15 protein-coding genes and 1 tRNA gene are annotated in these 15422 nt (G+C 58.7%); 6 read left to right on the top strand and 10 right to left on the bottom strand.

All coding sequences use genetic code 11. The annotated features are described in order from the left end of the window. Positions 1 to 100 precede the first annotated feature (100 nt). From G6L97_RS12775 to G6L97_RS12760, 4 genes are all read left to right on the top strand, one after another. The gene (locus G6L97_RS12775; RefSeq protein WP_111782908.1) at positions 101 to 1321 is read left to right on the top strand and encodes a phosphopentomutase; all 1221 of its coding nucleotides are present in this window, start codon (positions 101 to 103) and stop codon (positions 1319 to 1321) included. After that, positions 1318 to 2295 carry an adenosine deaminase gene (locus tag G6L97_RS12770; RefSeq protein WP_174002560.1) on the top strand — a complete coding sequence of 326 codons (978 nt, stop codon included), beginning with the start codon at positions 1318 to 1320 and terminating at the stop codon, positions 2293 to 2295. The genes G6L97_RS12775 and G6L97_RS12770 overlap by 4 nt, the downstream gene beginning before the upstream one ends. Before the next feature lie 96 nt (positions 2296 to 2391). After that, positions 2392 to 3021 carry a uracil phosphoribosyltransferase gene (upp, locus tag G6L97_RS12765; RefSeq protein ID WP_003493096.1) on the top strand — a complete coding sequence of 210 codons (630 nt, stop codon included), beginning with the start codon at positions 2392 to 2394 and terminating at the stop codon, positions 3019 to 3021. 134 nt (positions 3022 to 3155) lie between these two features. Then, on the top strand, positions 3156 to 3677 hold the full coding sequence (locus G6L97_RS12760) for a TIGR02281 family clan AA aspartic protease (RefSeq protein ID WP_013635250.1): 522 nt from the start codon (positions 3156 to 3158) through the stop codon (positions 3675 to 3677). Here G6L97_RS12760 and deoA read toward each other — a convergent pair. The 10 genes from deoA to G6L97_RS12710 all read right to left on the bottom strand — a co-directional run bounded on the left by deoA (position 3670) and on the right by G6L97_RS12710 (position 12898). Then, positions 3670 to 4986, bottom strand: coding sequence for a thymidine phosphorylase (deoA, locus tag G6L97_RS12755; protein ID WP_174002558.1), 1317 nt, complete (start codon positions 4984 to 4986; stop codon positions 3670 to 3672). The two genes, G6L97_RS12760 and deoA, sit on opposite strands and share 8 nt — an antisense overlap. Then, a complete protein-coding gene (gene deoC / locus G6L97_RS12750; RefSeq protein WP_003514408.1) occupies positions 4983 to 5756 on the bottom strand; it encodes a deoxyribose-phosphate aldolase in 774 nt (257 codons plus the stop codon). The genes deoA and deoC overlap by 4 nt, the downstream gene beginning before the upstream one ends. 2 nt (positions 5757 to 5758) lie before the next feature. Then, complete coding sequence (locus G6L97_RS12745) at positions 5759 to 6559, bottom strand: purine-nucleoside phosphorylase (RefSeq protein WP_003514406.1); 801 nt, start codon at positions 6557 to 6559, stop codon at positions 5759 to 5761. Beyond that, positions 6559 to 6948 (bottom strand): cytidine deaminase, encoded by a 390-nt coding sequence (locus G6L97_RS12740; RefSeq protein WP_019564546.1) that lies wholly within the window; start codon positions 6946 to 6948, stop codon positions 6559 to 6561. The genes G6L97_RS12745 and G6L97_RS12740 overlap by 1 nt, the downstream gene beginning before the upstream one ends. A gap of 19 nt (positions 6949 to 6967) precedes the next feature. Beyond that, positions 6968 to 7939, bottom strand: coding sequence for an ABC transporter permease (locus G6L97_RS12735; RefSeq protein ID WP_111782910.1), 972 nt, complete (start codon positions 7937 to 7939; stop codon positions 6968 to 6970). A 6-nt stretch (positions 7940 to 7945) separates the two neighbouring features. Further along, positions 7946 to 9049 (bottom strand): ABC transporter permease, encoded by a 1104-nt coding sequence (locus G6L97_RS12730; RefSeq protein WP_111782911.1) that lies wholly within the window; start codon positions 9047 to 9049, stop codon positions 7946 to 7948. 7 nt (positions 9050 to 9056) lie between these two features. Further along, positions 9057 to 10562, bottom strand: coding sequence for an ABC transporter ATP-binding protein (locus tag G6L97_RS12725; protein ID WP_174002650.1), 1506 nt, complete (start codon positions 10560 to 10562; stop codon positions 9057 to 9059). An 83-nt stretch (positions 10563 to 10645) separates the two neighbouring features. Then, positions 10646 to 11638 carry a BMP family lipoprotein gene (locus G6L97_RS12720; RefSeq protein ID WP_003514392.1) on the bottom strand — a complete coding sequence of 331 codons (993 nt, stop codon included), beginning with the start codon at positions 11636 to 11638 and terminating at the stop codon, positions 10646 to 10648. A gap of 214 nt (positions 11639 to 11852) precedes the next feature. Next, positions 11853 to 12503, bottom strand: coding sequence for a peptide-methionine (S)-S-oxide reductase MsrA (gene msrA, locus G6L97_RS12715; protein ID WP_111782912.1), 651 nt, complete (start codon positions 12501 to 12503; stop codon positions 11853 to 11855). 77 nt (positions 12504 to 12580) lie between these two features. Next, positions 12581 to 12898 (bottom strand): hypothetical protein, encoded by a 318-nt coding sequence (locus tag G6L97_RS12710; RefSeq protein WP_013635245.1) that lies wholly within the window; start codon positions 12896 to 12898, stop codon positions 12581 to 12583. 220 nt (positions 12899 to 13118) lie between these two features. On the opposite strand from G6L97_RS12710, the gene G6L97_RS12705 reads away from it, so the two are divergent. Further along, positions 13119 to 13208 (top strand) — tRNA-Ser (locus tag G6L97_RS12705). A gap of 287 nt (positions 13209 to 13495) precedes the next feature. Then, positions 13496 to 15397, top strand: a complete 1902-nt coding sequence (dnaK, locus tag G6L97_RS12700) for a molecular chaperone DnaK (RefSeq protein WP_003514373.1) — start codon at positions 13496 to 13498, stop codon at positions 15395 to 15397. Positions 15398 to 15422: the final 25 nt, after the last annotated feature.

Raw genomic sequence — 15422 nt, 5'->3', positions numbered from 1 at the left:
CGGATGGTTCATAAAATCACTTCCTTCTTCACGTTTTGCTGATCTATAACGACAGCTCGGCCTGACATTGCCCGTCGGCGCATTTTCGTTTCGGTGAGTTATGGCAAGAGCATTTCTTCTCGTTCTGGATTCCTTCGGTGTCGGCGGTGCGCCTGACGCGGAGCATTATGGCGACCTCGGCGCCAATACGCTCGGTCATATCGCCGAATTCTGCGCGGCAGGTGCTGCCGACAGGCCGGGCCTTCGGGCGGGTCCGCTGAAGCTGCCCAACATGTCTTCGCTTGGTCTTCTGGAGATTGCACGACAATCAAGTGGCGACATTCCCGCCGGCATGGAGCCGCCGGAGCGTATTTTCGGCCTGCATGGCTCTGCCAGCGAAATATCGAAGGGCAAGGATACGCCCTCAGGCCATTGGGAGATCGCGGGCACGCCCGTCACCTTCGACTGGGGCTACTTCCCGACAGAAGGCGACGCCTTTTCTCCCGAACTGGTGGAAGCCATCTGCACGCAAGCGGATATTCCAGGCATTCTCGGCAACTGCCACGCTTCCGGCACCGAGATCATCGCAACGTTTGGCGAAGAGCATATCAGGAGCGGCAAGCCAATCTGCTACACCTCATCCGATTCCGTGTTCCAGATCGCCGCGCACGAGGCCCATTTCGGATTGCAGCGGCTCGTCACGCTCTGCGAGACGGTGCGCAAGCTACTCGATCCGCTGAATATCGGCCGTGTCATTGCCCGTCCCTTCATCGGCGAGACGGTCGCAACCTTCGAACGCACCGGCAACCGCCGCGATTTCTCCGTTCCGCCGCCCGAACCGACGTTGCTCGACCGCCTTGTGGAGGCTGGCAGGAAAGTGCACGCGATCGGCAAGATCGGCGATATCTATGCCCACAAGGGTGTCTCGCGCGTCATCAAGGCAAATGGCAACAGCGCCCTGATGGATGCAACGCTGCACGCTATTGACGAAGCCGAAAACGGCGATCTTGTCTTCACCAATTTCGTCGATTTCGACATGCTCTACGGCCATCGACGCGATGTTGCCGGTTATGCGGCGGCGCTTGAAGCCTTCGATGCGCGCATTCCGGAAATCCATCGCAAAATGGCGCCGGGCGACATCGCCATTCTTACCGCTGACCATGGTTGCGATCCCACATGGCGGGGCACGGACCATACACGGGAAAGAGTGCCGATCATGGCATTCGGGCCGGGCATCCGCTCCCGCGATGTCGGCATTCGTTCAAGCTACGCCGACATCGGCGAAAGCATCGCCCACCATCTAGGAATCGAGGCCGGTTCGCACGGCAGGAGCTTCATTTGACATCGCATTTGCTGAAAGCGGAAATTCACTGCCACCTGGAAGGTGCGGCACCCCCTGCCCTCGTCGCAAAACAGGCCGAGAAATACGGCATAGACACCAGTAGCTTTCTGCGCGACGGCCAGTACGTCTGGTCGGATTTTGCGCAATTCATCCAGTGCTACGATGCGGTGGCGCAGGTGTTCAAGACCGATGAGGACTATGCGGTTCTGACGCAAACCTATCTGACCGAACTTGCCGAGGCCAATACGATCTATAGCGAGCTCATCATCTCGCCCGATCATGGCGACCGCATCGGGCTCGGCGCTGACGCCTATCTCTCCGGTATCGCCGAGGGCATCCGGATCGCGAAAGAAAAGACCGGTATCGAAACCCGCATCATCGTGACCGGCGAGCGGCATTTCGGTCCTGAACGGGTCATTGCGGCGGCTGAATATGCAGCACGGACGAAACACCCGCTGGTGACCGGTTTCAACATGGCGGGCGAGGAGCGCATGGGCCGCGTCGCCGATTATGCACGCGCCTTCGACATTGCCCGCGATGCCGGCCTTGGGCTGACCATCCATGCGGGTGAGGTCTGCGGACCGGAAAGCGTCGTCGATGCGCTCGACCTCGTAAAGCCGTCGCGCATCGGCCATGGCGTGCGCGCCATCGAAGACGCCGCTCTCGTCGCCTGGCTGGTTGAGGCGGGAACAGTGCTTGAGGTCTGCCCCGGATCAAATATCGCGCTCAACGTTTATCCCGATTTCGGCAGCCATCCGCTGAGGGCGTTGCGCGATGCCGGGGTGCGCGTCTGCATCAGTTCCGACGATCCGCCATTCTTCTTTACCTCGCTTGCCCGGGAATATGCGCTGGCTGCGGATGCTTTCGGTTTCAGCGATGCCGAGATCAACTGCATGACCCGAACCGCACTGGAAAGCGCCTTTGTGGATGAAGTCACACGCGCCCGGCTGCTTGCGAAACTCGATAGCCACTAGGCATCGGTTGGCGGGGTAAAACCGCGAAGAAGGCTTGCGAAAAGCCTGCTTTCGGTGAATTACAGGGGCACAGGATAAAAAAGGAAGGCCAGTTTCATGGACGGCGTCACAGTCATCGAACATCCGCTGGTGCGGCACAAACTTACCATCATGCGCAAGAAGGAAACCTCGACAGCCGGCTTCCGCCGCCTGCTCAGGGAAATCTCGACGCTGCTCTGCTATGAAGTGACGCGCGACCTTGAAATGACGATGGAAACCATCGATACGCCGCTCGAAACCATCGAGGCTCCGGTGCTGGAGGGCAAGAAGCTGGTTTTCGCCTCCATCCTGCGTGCCGGCAACGGCCTTCTGGAAGGCATGCTCGAACTCGTGCCTTCGGCGCGTGTTGCGCATATCGGTGTGTATCGCGATCACGATACGCTGGAGGCGGTCGAATATTACTTCAAGGCTCCCGAAAGCCTCGATGCCCGCCTTATCATCGTCGTCGATCCAATGCTGGCGACCGGCAATTCCTCCATCGCTGCGGTTGAAAAGCTGAAAGAGCGGGGCGCGAAGAACATCCGCTTCCTGTGTCTGCTGGCTGCACCCGAAGGCATCAAGAATTTCCGTGAAGCGCATCCCGATGTGCCGATCTATACTGCCGCAATCGACAAGCAGCTGAATGAAAAGGGTTATATCGTTCCCGGCCTCGGCGATGCGGGCGACCGCATGTACGGCACGAAATAACACCGTTCATCATCGCTTAACCGTTTGAGCCATTCGCCGACCAACAAGCGGCGAATGGCTTTTTCTTTTAAGATTTCAGCACGTTTTGCGTCTATTCTGCATAGGGATAACCCTGCCTTCTCAGGAGCGACGACTTGCTGGCGCGTACGATTTTTCTGCTTATCGGTCTTTCGGTCAGCGCCACGCAGATTCCGGCGCTGGTGGAAAAATTTCAGCCGCGCCCGGAAGCCAAGGTGGAAAAAGCCGAAGTCAAATCGGAAGCCGTCAAACCGGAGCCCGTTTCGCTTGGTGGCGTCAATCTGAAAGCGGACGCACGCGGCCACTTCAACGCCGCCTTCCGTATCAACGGTAAATCTTTCGACGGGCTTGTCGATACCGGCGCCTCCATGGTTGCCATCAATGAGACGATCGCCCGGCGGCTCGGTTTCGGCGTCAACAGCCTCGATTTCAAATATCCGATCTCAACCGCCAACGGCCAGACCATGGCGGCCTATCTAAAGCTCGACCGGGTGGAAATCGGCACGATCCGCGTTCAGAATGTTGACGCCATGGTGCTGAAAGATAATGCGTTGAGCAACATGCTTGTTGGCATGAGCTTCCTGAAACAACTATCGTCATTCAAGGTATCGGGTGGCGAAATGAGGCTGGTCAGGTAATTCGCTCGAGGACCACAGTGCTGGTTTCCATCGCAGTGTCAGCAACCCCATAGCAGGCCGTAATCCTTTTGACGGCAAGTTCCGCTTCTTGCTTAGAGGCCGCATGGACGCAGGCGATTGGTTCGCCTTTTTCCACTTTTGTGCCGAGCGGCAGGATATCGGAGATCCCGACCGAAGGGTCAATCTTGTCTGACGGCATTCTTCTGCCGCCGCCAAGCTCGACAACGACCATGCCGAGATCGCGCGTCGCACAGGATGCCAGCCAGCCGCTGCGCTCAGCCGAAACCGGGAGAATAACCGGCGCCGATGGCAGGTAACGCGATGGATGATCGACAAAGTCCGCAGGCCCGCCAAGTGCTGCGACCATTTTCGCAAAGACTTCCATGGCACGCCCGGAGGAAAGGGCGGCCTCAGCCAGCACCTCGCCTTCATCCAGAGTGGCCGCGCTGCCCGCTTGCACCAGCATTTCCGCAGCAAAGGCAAGAACCACCTTTTCGAGACGTGTTCCCGCCTTGCGGCCAGCCAGAAAGTCCAGGCAATTGACGATTTCGACCGCATTGCCTGCGGCATCGCCAAGCGGCTGGTTCATGTCGGTTATAAGAGCCGTCGTCGGCAAGCCTGCGCCATTTGCCACATCGACCAGCGCGACGGCGAGATTACGGGCATCCTCCACACTCTGCATGAAAGCGCCGTTGCCGACCTTCACATCCAGAACCAGCGTCTGAAGTCCGGCCGCAAGCTTCTTAGACAGAATGGAGGCGGTGATCAACGGGATGGAATCCACCGTCGCAGTCACGTCCCTGATAGCATAGAGGCGCTTGTCTGCGGGGGCGAGATCGCCCGTCTGGCCGATGATGGCACAGCCGACCGTCTTGACCGTCCGGCGGAACAGGGCTTCGTCCGGCATCACATCGTAACCGGGGATCGCTTCCAGCTTGTCGAGCGTGCCGCCGGTATGGCCAAGACCCCTGCCGGAAATCATCGGCACCCCAAAACCGCAGGCGGCAACGATCGGGGCAAGCATCAGGGAGACATTGTCGCCGACGCCGCCGGTCGAGTGCTTGTCCGCCACCGGCCTGCCAATATCGTTCCAGGACAGGACATCACCGCTGTCGCGCATGGCGAGTGTCAGCGCCACCATCTCGTCGCGGTTCATACCCCGGAAAAACACCGCCATGGCAAAAGCAGCGGCCTGGCCTTCCGATATGCCGTCCTTGGACAGCGCCTCGATAAAAGCGGCAATCTCCTGCGGCGCAAGAGACAGGCCATCACGTTTGCGGCGGATGATTTCCTGCGGGATCAAGCTCAATACCCGCTGGCGGCCTTGGCCGGTTCGCCACCGGCCAGCACGTTCAGGACATCATCGAGAACGCCGGAAGCGCCGAAGCGGAACGTGGACGGCATGGCCCAGTCGGGCGCCATGATTGTTTCCGCCAGCCGCAGATAAAGCGTGGCGTCTTCCACCGTGCCGACACCGCCGGCAGGCTTGAAGCCCACCTTCTGCCTGCTGTCGCGGATCGCCTGCAACATGATATCGGCGGCTTCCAGCGTGGCGTTGATGGCGACCTTGCCTGTTGAGGTCTTGATGAAATCGGCCCCTTCGGCAATGGCGAGTTCGGAAGCACGACGAATGAGAGCCTTGTCCTTCAGCTCGCCGGTTTCGAGAATGACCTTGAGAAGAACGGGTGCGACGCAGACCTTGCGTACGGCAGCCACCATCTCGGAAACAGCCGTTTCATCGCCTGCTATGAACTTACGATAGGGGATGACCAGATCGATTTCGTCGGCACCGTCGCGGATAGCCGCCTCGGTCTCCGCCACCACGGTCGCAACATCCAGATCGCCCGACGGAAAATTGACGACCGTGGCGATACGGATCGCATGGTCTTTTCCGAAAGCGGCACGCGCCTGGGCGACGAAACGCGGCCAGATGCAGATCGCGGCGGTATTGCCGTATTCGGTATGAGCCCTCTGGCACAAAGCAGCAATCTGCTCGGGCGTGCAGTCTTCCTTGAGGTTGGTCAGGTCCAGCAAGGATAGTGTCAGGGCAGCCGCTTCGCGCGGACGCTGGAGTTCCATGGTCACGCTCCTCCTGCGATCATTTCTTTCAAGATGGCGGCAAGCCTCTTGCCGCCCACCGGGGCCATGTCCTTGGTTTCCTCATGGCTCAGTTCAGCGCCAGTCATGCCGGCACCGTAATTGGTAATAACCGATGCGGCGGCAACGCGCATCCCGAAAAAGCGGGCGAGGATGACTTCCGGCACGGTGGACATGCCGACGGCATCCGCACCCAGCAGCCGCGCCATGCGGATTTCCGCCGGCGTTTCGAAGCTCGGGCCGGAAAACCACATATAGACGCCGCCGAACAAGGGCACCGTCGCGCGGATCGCGGCATTACGCATGGCGAGCATCAGGTCTGGATCATAAGCCGTGGTCATGCCGACGAAGCGGTTGTCGCTCTCTTCGCCAATCAGCGGGTTCATGCCGGAATAATTGATATGATCGGTGATCTGCATGACCGAGCCGGGCGGTATGTCCTGCCTGACCGAGCCTGCAGAATTGGTGAGGATGAGCGACTGCACGCCAAGACCGGCGAGCGCCTCAATGACCGCGCGCATGGCGGCCGGATCGCCTTTTTCGTAATAGTGCACCCGGCCGGACAGCATCATCACCGGCTCGCCACCGAGATATCCGGCCACCAACTCGCCCGCATGGCCAGAAACGCCGCTTGCAGGGAAACCGGGAAGTTCGGCATAGGGCACGCGGATCGCATCGCTGACCTCGTCCACCAGCGACCCCAGGCCTGAGCCCAGCACGATGGCGATGCGCGGCATCAGGCCATTCAGACGCTCCACCAGAATATCGATCAGCGTATCCGGCATCAGGGCAGCTCGGTCTTGAAGCTGAAGGGCAAAAGTTCATCCATGGTCATGACTTTCTGAACACCGGTTTCGTCACAGAGATAGACCTTGGTGTCTGGCGAGGCGAATTCGGCGATCTTCTGCCGGCAGCCGCCGCAGGGCGGGCAAAGAGCAAGCTTTTCCGCGATGACGGCGATCTCGCTTATCTTCTTTGCTCCACCCATGATCATGGCGCTGATGGCCGAAGGCTCGGCGCACCAGCCTTGAGGGAAGGAGAGGTTCTCGATATTGGCGCCCTTGTAGATCTTACCGTCTTCAGCGCGGATTGCCGCACCGACAGGGAATTTCGAATAGGGCGCATGGGCAAAGGCCATGGCCTCCACCGCTGCCTCGAACAACTGATGGGACATTGGTTCACGGGACATGGATTTAACGCTCCTTCGCATAGGCAACGCCACCGGCCTTGGGGGGCTTGGCGACGCCGATGAAACCGGCAAGCAGGATGCAGGTCAGAATATAGGGCATGGCCTGGAAAATCTGCACCGGCACTTCACCGATACCCGGCACGGATTTGCCCTGCATGAAGTTGGCGAAAGCATCCAGGAAACCGAAGAGCAGGCATGCGAACATGACCGGCACCGGCTTCCATTTCGCGAAGATCAGCGCGGCGAGTGCGATATAGCCCTTACCGGCCGACATGTTGGCGATGAAGGCCGCCGATTGCGCGACGGCGAGATAGGCGCCCGAAAAACCGCAGAGGAAGCCGGCAACGATGACGGCGCGGTAACGCATCCATGTCACCGAAATGCCCGCCGTATCGACCGCGCCCGGATTTTCACCCACCGCGCGCAGGCGAAGGCCGAAACGGGTGCGGTAAAGCACCCACCAGGAAAGCGGCACCGCCAGAAAGGCGAGATAGGTCAGGATATTGTTGCCGGAAATGACATTGGCGTAGAGCGGGCCGATGAAAGGCACTTCGCGCATCGCATCCGCACCAGGCAGGATGATCGGTGCGAAACGGCCTTCGCCCGGCAATTGCGGCGTGCGCCCGCCCTGCCCGAACCACGCCTGCCCCAGAACCACCGTCAGACCGGCGGCAATGAAGTTGAGCGCCACGCCCGAAACGATCTGGTTGCCGCGATTTGTGATGACGGCAAAGCCGTGGATCAGCGAAAACAGGATGGAGACGGCGATGCCCGCAAGCAGGCCTGCCCAGGGATTTGCGGTGAGATAGGCGACACACGCCGAAGCAAAGGCTGCCGCCAGCATCTTGCCTTCAAGGCCGATATCGAACACGCCCGCGCGTTCGGAAAACAGCCCGGCAAGCGCCGTAAACAGAAGCGGGATGGTGAGACGGATGGTCGAGCCGAGAATGCTGACCAGCATATCGAAGAAATCCATATCAGCTCACCCCTTTGCCAAGCGCTGGTAGATGCGGACGATCGCCGGCCGGTACATGTATTCGAGCGCGCCGGCAAACAGGATAACCAGACCCTGGATGACGACGATCATCTCACGGGTAATATTCGGCATCTCGAAAGAGAGGTCTGCACCACCCTGATAGAGAATGCCAAACAGCAGCGCCGAAAACAGGATGCCGAGCGGGTGGCTTCGCCCCATCAGCGACACGGCGATGCCGACGAAACCCGCACCGCCGACAAATTCCACCTGCAAACGGGCGGACGCGCCCATGACCGGGTTCAGCGCCATCATACCTGCCAGACCGCCGGAAATGAGCATGGCAATGATGACGGTGCGCGCATAGGGAATGCCGGCATAGACGGCGGCCGAGGGGCTGACGCCGAGCGTGCGCATCTCATAACCGAGCTTGGTGCGCCAGATCAGCACCCAGACGAGAAAACACATGACCAGTGCGATGATGAAGGAGACGTTGAACGGCGCCGGCCCGAGCTTCAGGCCGAACAGCGCCATCAGCCAGTCGAGCTTCGGCAATTGCCCACCTGGCAGAAAGGTGCGCGTTTCCGGCGCCATCTTGCCCGGCACGATCAGCACGTTCACCAGCAGATAGACCATCAACGCCGCAGCGATGAAGTTGAACATGATGGTGGTTATGACGACGTGGCTACCGCGTTTTGCCTGCAGCCATGCCGGAATAAACGCCCAGGCCGCGCCGAAAACCGCAGCGCCGATGATGGCGAAGGGCATCGTCACATACCACGGCACATAACAGTCGAGCGCCAGCGCCACCAGCGCCGCGCCCAGTCCGCCAATATAGGCCTGGCCTTCAGAACCGATGTTGAACAGACCGGCATGGAAGGCGACCGCCACAGAGAGGCCGGTGAAGATGAAACTCGTCGTATAAAACAGCGTGAAGCCGATGGCATCGCCACGACCTAGCGCACCTTCGATGAGCAGGCGAAGCGCCGCGAGCGGATTTTCACCGATCGACCAGACGACGAGGCCGGAAATCAGAAATGCGGTAACTACATTTAAAAACGGCAGGAGGCCGTAGGTGATCCAGTTTGGCAGGGGTACGGAAGCGGTGCTCATTCATGCCTCATGCGGCGATGCCGGCCATCATCAGGCCCAGCGTCTGTTCTTCGGCTTCCGCCGTTTTTTCTCCAACGACACGCCCGGCGAACATGACCATGATCCGGTCCGAAAGGGAACGGATTTCATCGAGTTCGACCGAAACCAGCAAGATCGCCTTGCCGGCATCGCGCATTTCGATGATGCGGCGATGGATGAATTCGATGGCGCCGATATCCACACCGCGGGTCGGCTGGCCGATGATCAGCATCTTGGGGTCACGCTCGATTTCGCGGGCAACGACGATCTTCTGCTGGTTGCCGCCGGAAAAATTGGCGGTCTTCAGCTGCGGGCTCGGCGGGCGGATATCGTATTTCTCGATCTTTTCGACCGCATCCTTGCGGATGGCCTCGGGGTTGAGGAAAGGGCCTTTGCCGTATCGCTCGTCATGGTGATAGCCGAGGATGGAATTTTCATATTCCTCGAATTTCAGCACCAGCCCCATATGGTGCCGGTCTTCCGGAATATGTGCGAGACCGAGTTCGCGCAGAATGGACGGATCGGGTCGGTCAACCTTCTGCCCGGCCACCCATATCTCTCCCGAGTAAGGCTTGCGGATGCCCGCGATCGCTTCGAGAAGTTCGGACTGGCCATTGCCGGCCACACCGGCGATGCCGACGATTTCGCCGGCGCGGACATCCAGCGAGACATCGTCAACCATGGTGACGCCGCGGCTGTCCTTGACGGTCAGATTACGGATGGAAAGGAGAACCTCGCCCGGCGTCGTCTCGCCTTTTTCCACCCGCAGCAGCACGCGACGGCCGACCATCAGTTCGGCCAGTTCCTCAACGCTGGTTTCGGAGGTTTTGCGGGTCGCCACCATTTCGCCGCGGCGCATGACGGAGACGGAATCCGTGATCGCCATGATCTCGCGCAGCTTGTGGGTGATGAGGATGACGGTTTTGCCCTGCTCACGCAGGACACCGAGGATCTTGAAAAGATGATCGGCTTCCGCAGGCGTGAGAACGCCGGTCGGCTCGTCGAGGATCAGGATTTCGGCGCCACGATACATGGCTTTCAGGATTTCGACGCGCTGTTGCAGGCCGACCGGCAGTTCCTCGATCACAGCATCCGGATCGACTTCCAGCCCGTAGTCGTCTTCAAGGCGCTTCAACTCCTTGCGCGCAGCCGCCCTGCCCTTGGCAAGCGATGCGCCGCCTTCCGCGCCCAGCATGACGTTTTCCAGCACGGTGAAATTTTCCACCAGCATGAAATGCTGATGGACCATGCCGATGCCAGCACTGATCGCAGCCTGGCTGTCGCGGATCGATACCGGCGCGCCGTTTACCCGGATTTCACCGGCATCAGCCTGGTAAAAACCGTAGAGGATCGACATCAGGGTCGATTTTCCGGCACCGTTTTCCCCGATGATGCCGTGGATCGTACCCTTGGCAACGGTCAGGTTGATATTCTTATTGGCGTGAACGGCACCGAATTTTTTATCGATGCCCACGAGTTCGATTGCTGGGTCCATACTCAAACCGAAACCTCTCCGAAGGCTGGATATGAAAAGGGCGCAAGGTGAAAAATCACCATGCGCCCCAGACAAATATCATATCATTTCGGGCAGGAATTGTCCGCCATATAGTCATGAACCTTGATGGTGCCGGCAATGATGTCGGCCTTCGCCTTGTCCACGGCGGCGGTCATTTCCGGCGTGATCAGGGCCTTGTTGTTGTCGTCGAGAGCATAGGCAACGCCGTCTTCCTTGACGCCGAGAGCAACGATGCCGGGGGTGAACTTGTCGTCCTTGGCATCCTTGTAGGCGTTGTAGACGGCCAGATCGACGCGCTTGACCATCGAGGTCAGAACCGAGCCGGGGTGCAGGTGGTTCTGGTTGGAATCGACGCCGATCGAGAATTTCTTGTTGTCGGCAGCGGTCTGCAACACGCCGATACCGGTCGCACCGGCTGCCGCGTAGATCACGTCAGCGCCCTGGTCGATCTGGTTCTTGGTCAGTTCGCCACCGCGCACCGGATCGTTCCAGGCCGCACCCGTGGTGCCGGTCATGTTCTGGAAGACTTCGATCTTGTCGTTGGCAGCCTTGGCGCCCTGCGCATAACCACAGGCGAATTTACGGATCAGCGGAATATCCATGCCGCCGATGAAGCCGACCTTACCGGTCTTGGAGGCCATGCCTGCCAGAAGACCGACGAGATAAGAGCCTTCGTGCTCCTTGTAGACGACCGAGCGGACATTCGGCAGCTCGACGACGGAATCGACGATGACGAACTTGGTGTCAGGGAATTCGGCTGCAACCTTTTCCATGGCCGACGTCCAGGCGAAGGACACGGCAACAACCGGGTTAAAGCCCTTGCTGGCGAAGTTGCGGATAGCCTGCTCACCCTGCGTATCGCTGGTCGGTTCAAAATCGCGGAACTCGATGCCCGTTTCTGCCTTGAACTTTTCAGCGCCAGCCGCGGCGGCTTCGTTGAACGACTTGTCGAACTTGCCGCCCGTACCATAAACCAATGCCGGCTTGATATCGGCAGCAAGCGCGGAAGCCGACATGGCGGCGAGCGCAAAAAGCGTCAGAAGGGATTTTTTCATTGTGCAGCCCTGTTGTTGCAATTGATATTTTAAGGGTCCTCCCGCAAACCCGTTGACCGGGAATGTCTGCGGAACCGCCAGCCGTTATCCCGGCTGTGCTTGGCTCATATCCTTGCATGGCTCAATGAAAAATTCATCCGGTTTTTTTGACCCGGTGGAAAAACTTTATTCTGGCGTTTTTTTGGTCTTTCCACCTGGGCAACGTGCAAAAAATCTAGTCGATATTGCAGCTTACGCCGGTTCCCCTGAGGCCGCAGTAGCCGCCCGGATTCTTGGCAAGATATTGCTGGTGATAGTCTTCCGCGTAATAAAATGTTTCAAGCGGTCCAATTTCGGTGGTGATGGCGCGGCCATGCCCCGCCTCGTCCAAAGCCTGCTGAAAAGTGTCGCGCGCCTTCTGCGCCTGCTGCAACTGGCCTTCGGTATTGGCATAGATGGCGGAACGATAGGTCGTGCCGACATCGTTTCCCTGCCGCATCCCTTGCGTCGGATCATGCTCCTCGAAGAATATCTTGAGCAGCCCTGACAGCGAGATGACGGTCGGATCGTAGACGACCTTGACCACTTCGGCGTGGCCCGTCTGGCCCGTCGTCGTCTCCTGATAGGTGGGATTGCGGGTAAAACCGCCGGCGTAACCCACCGCCGTCACCCACACACCCGGCGTCTGCCAGAACAGGCGCTCCGCACCCCAGAAGCAACCCATACCCAGATAGATGATTTCCAAACCATCGGGATAAGGCCCCTTCAAGGGCCGACCATTGACGAAATGGGTCTCGGGCACGGCAAGCGCCTCTTCACGGCCGGGCAAAGCCGTCTCTTCGGTCGGCATCGTCGTCTTTTTTGAAAGCGTATCGAACAGGAACATTCGGTCCTCCGTGCGGCCGATTATGCCGCTTCTCAGGGTTCACATCTGCGGGGCGCGCGCGCTGTCAGTTGATAAATTCAGACTGACGAACGCCTCATCACTTTGCGCTTCCTGTAACCGGCCATCCAGCAAAGCAGGGATAGCGCGAGGAAAAAAGCAAATGCCGGCAGTCCCGACAGGGCATTTTCAATGAAGCGCCACGCTTCAGGGTGAATATAGTGAGCCAAGGCCGTTTCCACCATGGTGCGCGAGGCAGGAAGAAGATAGTTCCAGACGGACAGGATGCCGGTGATATTGACCGAGGATGTGGAAACCGAGCGGATCGAATCGAGTACGCCAAGAAAAACAGCTGCAATGAGAAGAAGAAAGCTCAAAAACCGCAAAAAAGCTTTCATCAGGATACCTCGGTTGCGGCCCGTCGTTTCGACAGCCATGTTTTGAAAGATATATTGCATCGATAAAGGCGGGAAAACCGGTTTGCAATCGCATCGGAAGGCAGGAAATTGCCGACAATTCAAAAAACTGTCAGATTCGTGTTGATCCCAGCGAATTCATCGGTATATATCGCGCCGTTCCAGTGATTTGCATTCCTCAAAACATGCAGATTTGAAAAAAGGACAGGTGGCCGAGTGGTTTAAGGCGCACGCCTGGAACGCGTGTGTGCGTGAAAGCGTACCGTGGGTTCGAATCCCACCCTGTCCGCCATTTCACCTCACCTCAATGACTTTATAAACGCGCCTCCGCATCGCCATGACCGTGGCAGTCAAAGTCACGTTTTTGTCCTTCTGCATGCCTTGATGGCTATGCTTCTGCACAGACAGGGGTTTCATCCGCTTTTTTGCAGCGCTTCACCCTCTCTTGCGCCTTGCAGCAGGAAAAATCGCTCCTTATATACGCCGCATAACAGCAGCGAATACTGCAAATCCAAGTCAAGGAGTTGTCCATGGAATGCCTCACGGGGTTCCGACAGCTCGCTTCAAGGAGAGAAGAGCATGGCAAAAGTAATCGGTATCGACCTTGGCACAACCAATTCCTGCGTTGCAGTGATGGACGGCAAGGACACGAAAGTTATTGAAAACGCGGAAGGCGCGCGCACTACGCCATCCATGGTGGCATTTTCCGACGATGGCGAACGCCTTGTCGGCCAGCCGGCCAAGCGCCAGGCGGTCACCAACCCGACCAACACCCTGTTTGCGGTCAAGCGCCTCATCGGTCGCCGTTATGAAGACCCGACCGTCGAAAAGGACAAGGCTCTCGTTCCCTTTGAAATCGTCAAGGGCGACAATGGCGACGCATGGGTGAAGGCTCAGGACAAGAACTATTCCCCTTCGCAGATTTCCGCGATGATCCTTCAGAAGATGAAGGAAACGGCTGAATCCTATCTCGGCGAAAAGGTCGAGAAGGCCGTCATCACCGTTCCGGCATACTTTAACGACGCCCAGCGCCAGGCAACCAAGGATGCCGGCCGCATCGCCGGTCTGGACGTCCTGCGCATCATCAACGAGCCGACCGCAGCAGCCCTCGCTTATGGCCTCGACAAGAAAGACGGCAAGACCATCGCCGTTTACGACCTTGGCGGCGGCACCTTCGATATTTCCGTTCTGGAAATCGGCGACGGCGTTTTCGAAGTGAAGTCCACCAACGGCGATACCTTCCTCGGCGGTGAAGACTTCGACATGCGTCTGGTCGAATATCTGGCCGGCGAGTTCAAGAAGGATCAGGGCATCGACCTGAAGAACGACAAGCTCGCTCTGCAGCGCCTCAAGGAAGCTGCCGAAAAGGCCAAGATCGAACTTTCGTCCTCGCAGCAGACCGAAATCAACCTGCCGTTCATCACGGCTGATGCTTCCGGTCCGAAGCACCTGACGCTGAAGCTGACCCGCGCCAAGTTCGAAAGCCTGGTGGACGATCTGGTGCAGCGCACCGTCGCCCCTTGCAAGGCTGCCCTCAAGGATGCCGGCGTTACCGCTGCCGAGATCGATGAAGTCGTTCTCGTTGGTGGCATGAGCCGCATGCCGAAGGTACAGGAAGTCGTCAAGCAGCTGTTCGGCAAGGAGCCGCACAAGGGCGTGAATCCTGATGAAGTGGTTGCCATGGGTGCCGCCATTCAGGCCGGCGTTCTGCAGGGCGACGTCAAGGACGTTCTGCTTCTCGACGTGACCCCACTGTCGCTCGGCATCGAAACGCTGGGTGGCGTCTTCACCCGTCTGATCGATCGCAACACGACGATCCCGACGAAGAAGAGCCAGACCTTCTCGACCGCCGAAGACAGCCAGTCGGCCGTGACGATCCGCGTCTCGCAGGGCGAGCGCGAAATGGCACAGGATAACAAGCTGCTCGGCCAGTTCGACCTCGTCGGCCTGCCGCCGGCACCCCGCGGCGTTCCGCAGATCGAAGTTACCTTCGATATTGACGCCAACGGCATCGTGCAGGTTTCGGCGAAAGACAAGGGCACCGGCAAGGAACAGCAGATCCGTATCCAGGCTTCCGGTGGTCTTTCCGACGCCGACATCGAGAAGATGGTCAAGGACGCTGAAGCCAATGCCGAAGCCGACAAGAAGCGTCGTGCGGGTGTCGAAGCCAAGAACCAAGCCGAAAGCCTCGTTCACTCCACCGAGAAATCGGTTAAGGAATATGGCGATAAGGTTTCCGAAACCGACCGCAAGGCTATCGAAGACGCCATTGCCAGCCTGAAGACGGCCGTTGAGGCTTCCGAACCGGATGCCGACGACATTCAGGCAAAGACCCAGACCCTCATGGAAGTTTCCATGAAGCTCGGTCAGGCCATCTACGAAGCACAGCAGGCTGAAGCCGGCGCTAACGGAGAAGGCGGCAAGGACGACGTCGTCGACGCCGACTATGAGGAAATCAAGGACGACAAGAAGTCCGCGTAATAGCGTGGCTTCCCGTCTCCTGTCG

It is taken from the genome of Agrobacterium tumefaciens (genome assembly GCF_013318015.2).
GTDB classification, from domain to species: domain Bacteria; phylum Pseudomonadota; class Alphaproteobacteria; order Rhizobiales; family Rhizobiaceae; genus Agrobacterium; species Agrobacterium tumefaciens.
This window is presented reverse-complemented; position numbering and strand designations above follow the sequence as displayed.

Excerpts from the sequence above, each read along its gene's own strand:
- msrA (WP_111782912.1), bottom strand. The coding sequence starts at position 12,503 with ATGTTCCTGTTCGATACGCTTTCAAAAAAGACGACGATGCCGACCGAA.
- G6L97_RS12740 (WP_019564546.1), bottom strand. The coding sequence starts at position 6,948 with ATGTCCCATCAGTTGTTCGAGGCAGCGGTGGAGGCCATGGCCTTTGCC.
- G6L97_RS12730 (WP_111782911.1), bottom strand. The coding sequence starts at position 9,049 with ATGAGCACCGCTTCCGTACCCCTGCCAAACTGGATCACCTACGGCCTC.
- deoC (WP_003514408.1), bottom strand. The coding sequence starts at position 5,756 with ATGGAACTCCAGCGTCCGCGCGAAGCGGCTGCCCTGACACTATCCTTG.
- G6L97_RS12735 (WP_111782910.1), bottom strand. The coding sequence starts at position 7,939 with ATGGATTTCTTCGATATGCTGGTCAGCATTCTCGGCTCGACCATCCGT.
- G6L97_RS12710 (WP_013635245.1), bottom strand. The coding sequence starts at position 12,898 with ATGAAAGCTTTTTTGCGGTTTTTGAGCTTTCTTCTTCTCATTGCAGCT.
- upp (WP_003493096.1), top strand. The coding sequence starts at position 2,392 with ATGGACGGCGTCACAGTCATCGAACATCCGCTGGTGCGGCACAAACTT.
- G6L97_RS12720 (WP_003514392.1), bottom strand. The coding sequence starts at position 11,638 with ATGAAAAAATCCCTTCTGACGCTTTTTGCGCTCGCCGCCATGTCGGCT.
- dnaK (WP_003514373.1), top strand. The coding sequence starts at position 13,496 with ATGGCAAAAGTAATCGGTATCGACCTTGGCACAACCAATTCCTGCGTT.
- G6L97_RS12775 (WP_111782908.1), top strand. The coding sequence starts at position 101 with ATGGCAAGAGCATTTCTTCTCGTTCTGGATTCCTTCGGTGTCGGCGGT.
- G6L97_RS12745 (WP_003514406.1), bottom strand. The coding sequence starts at position 6,559 with ATGCCGGATACGCTGATCGATATTCTGGTGGAGCGTCTGAATGGCCTG.
- G6L97_RS12725 (WP_174002650.1), bottom strand. The coding sequence starts at position 10,562 with ATGGACCCAGCAATCGAACTCGTGGGCATCGATAAAAAATTCGGTGCC.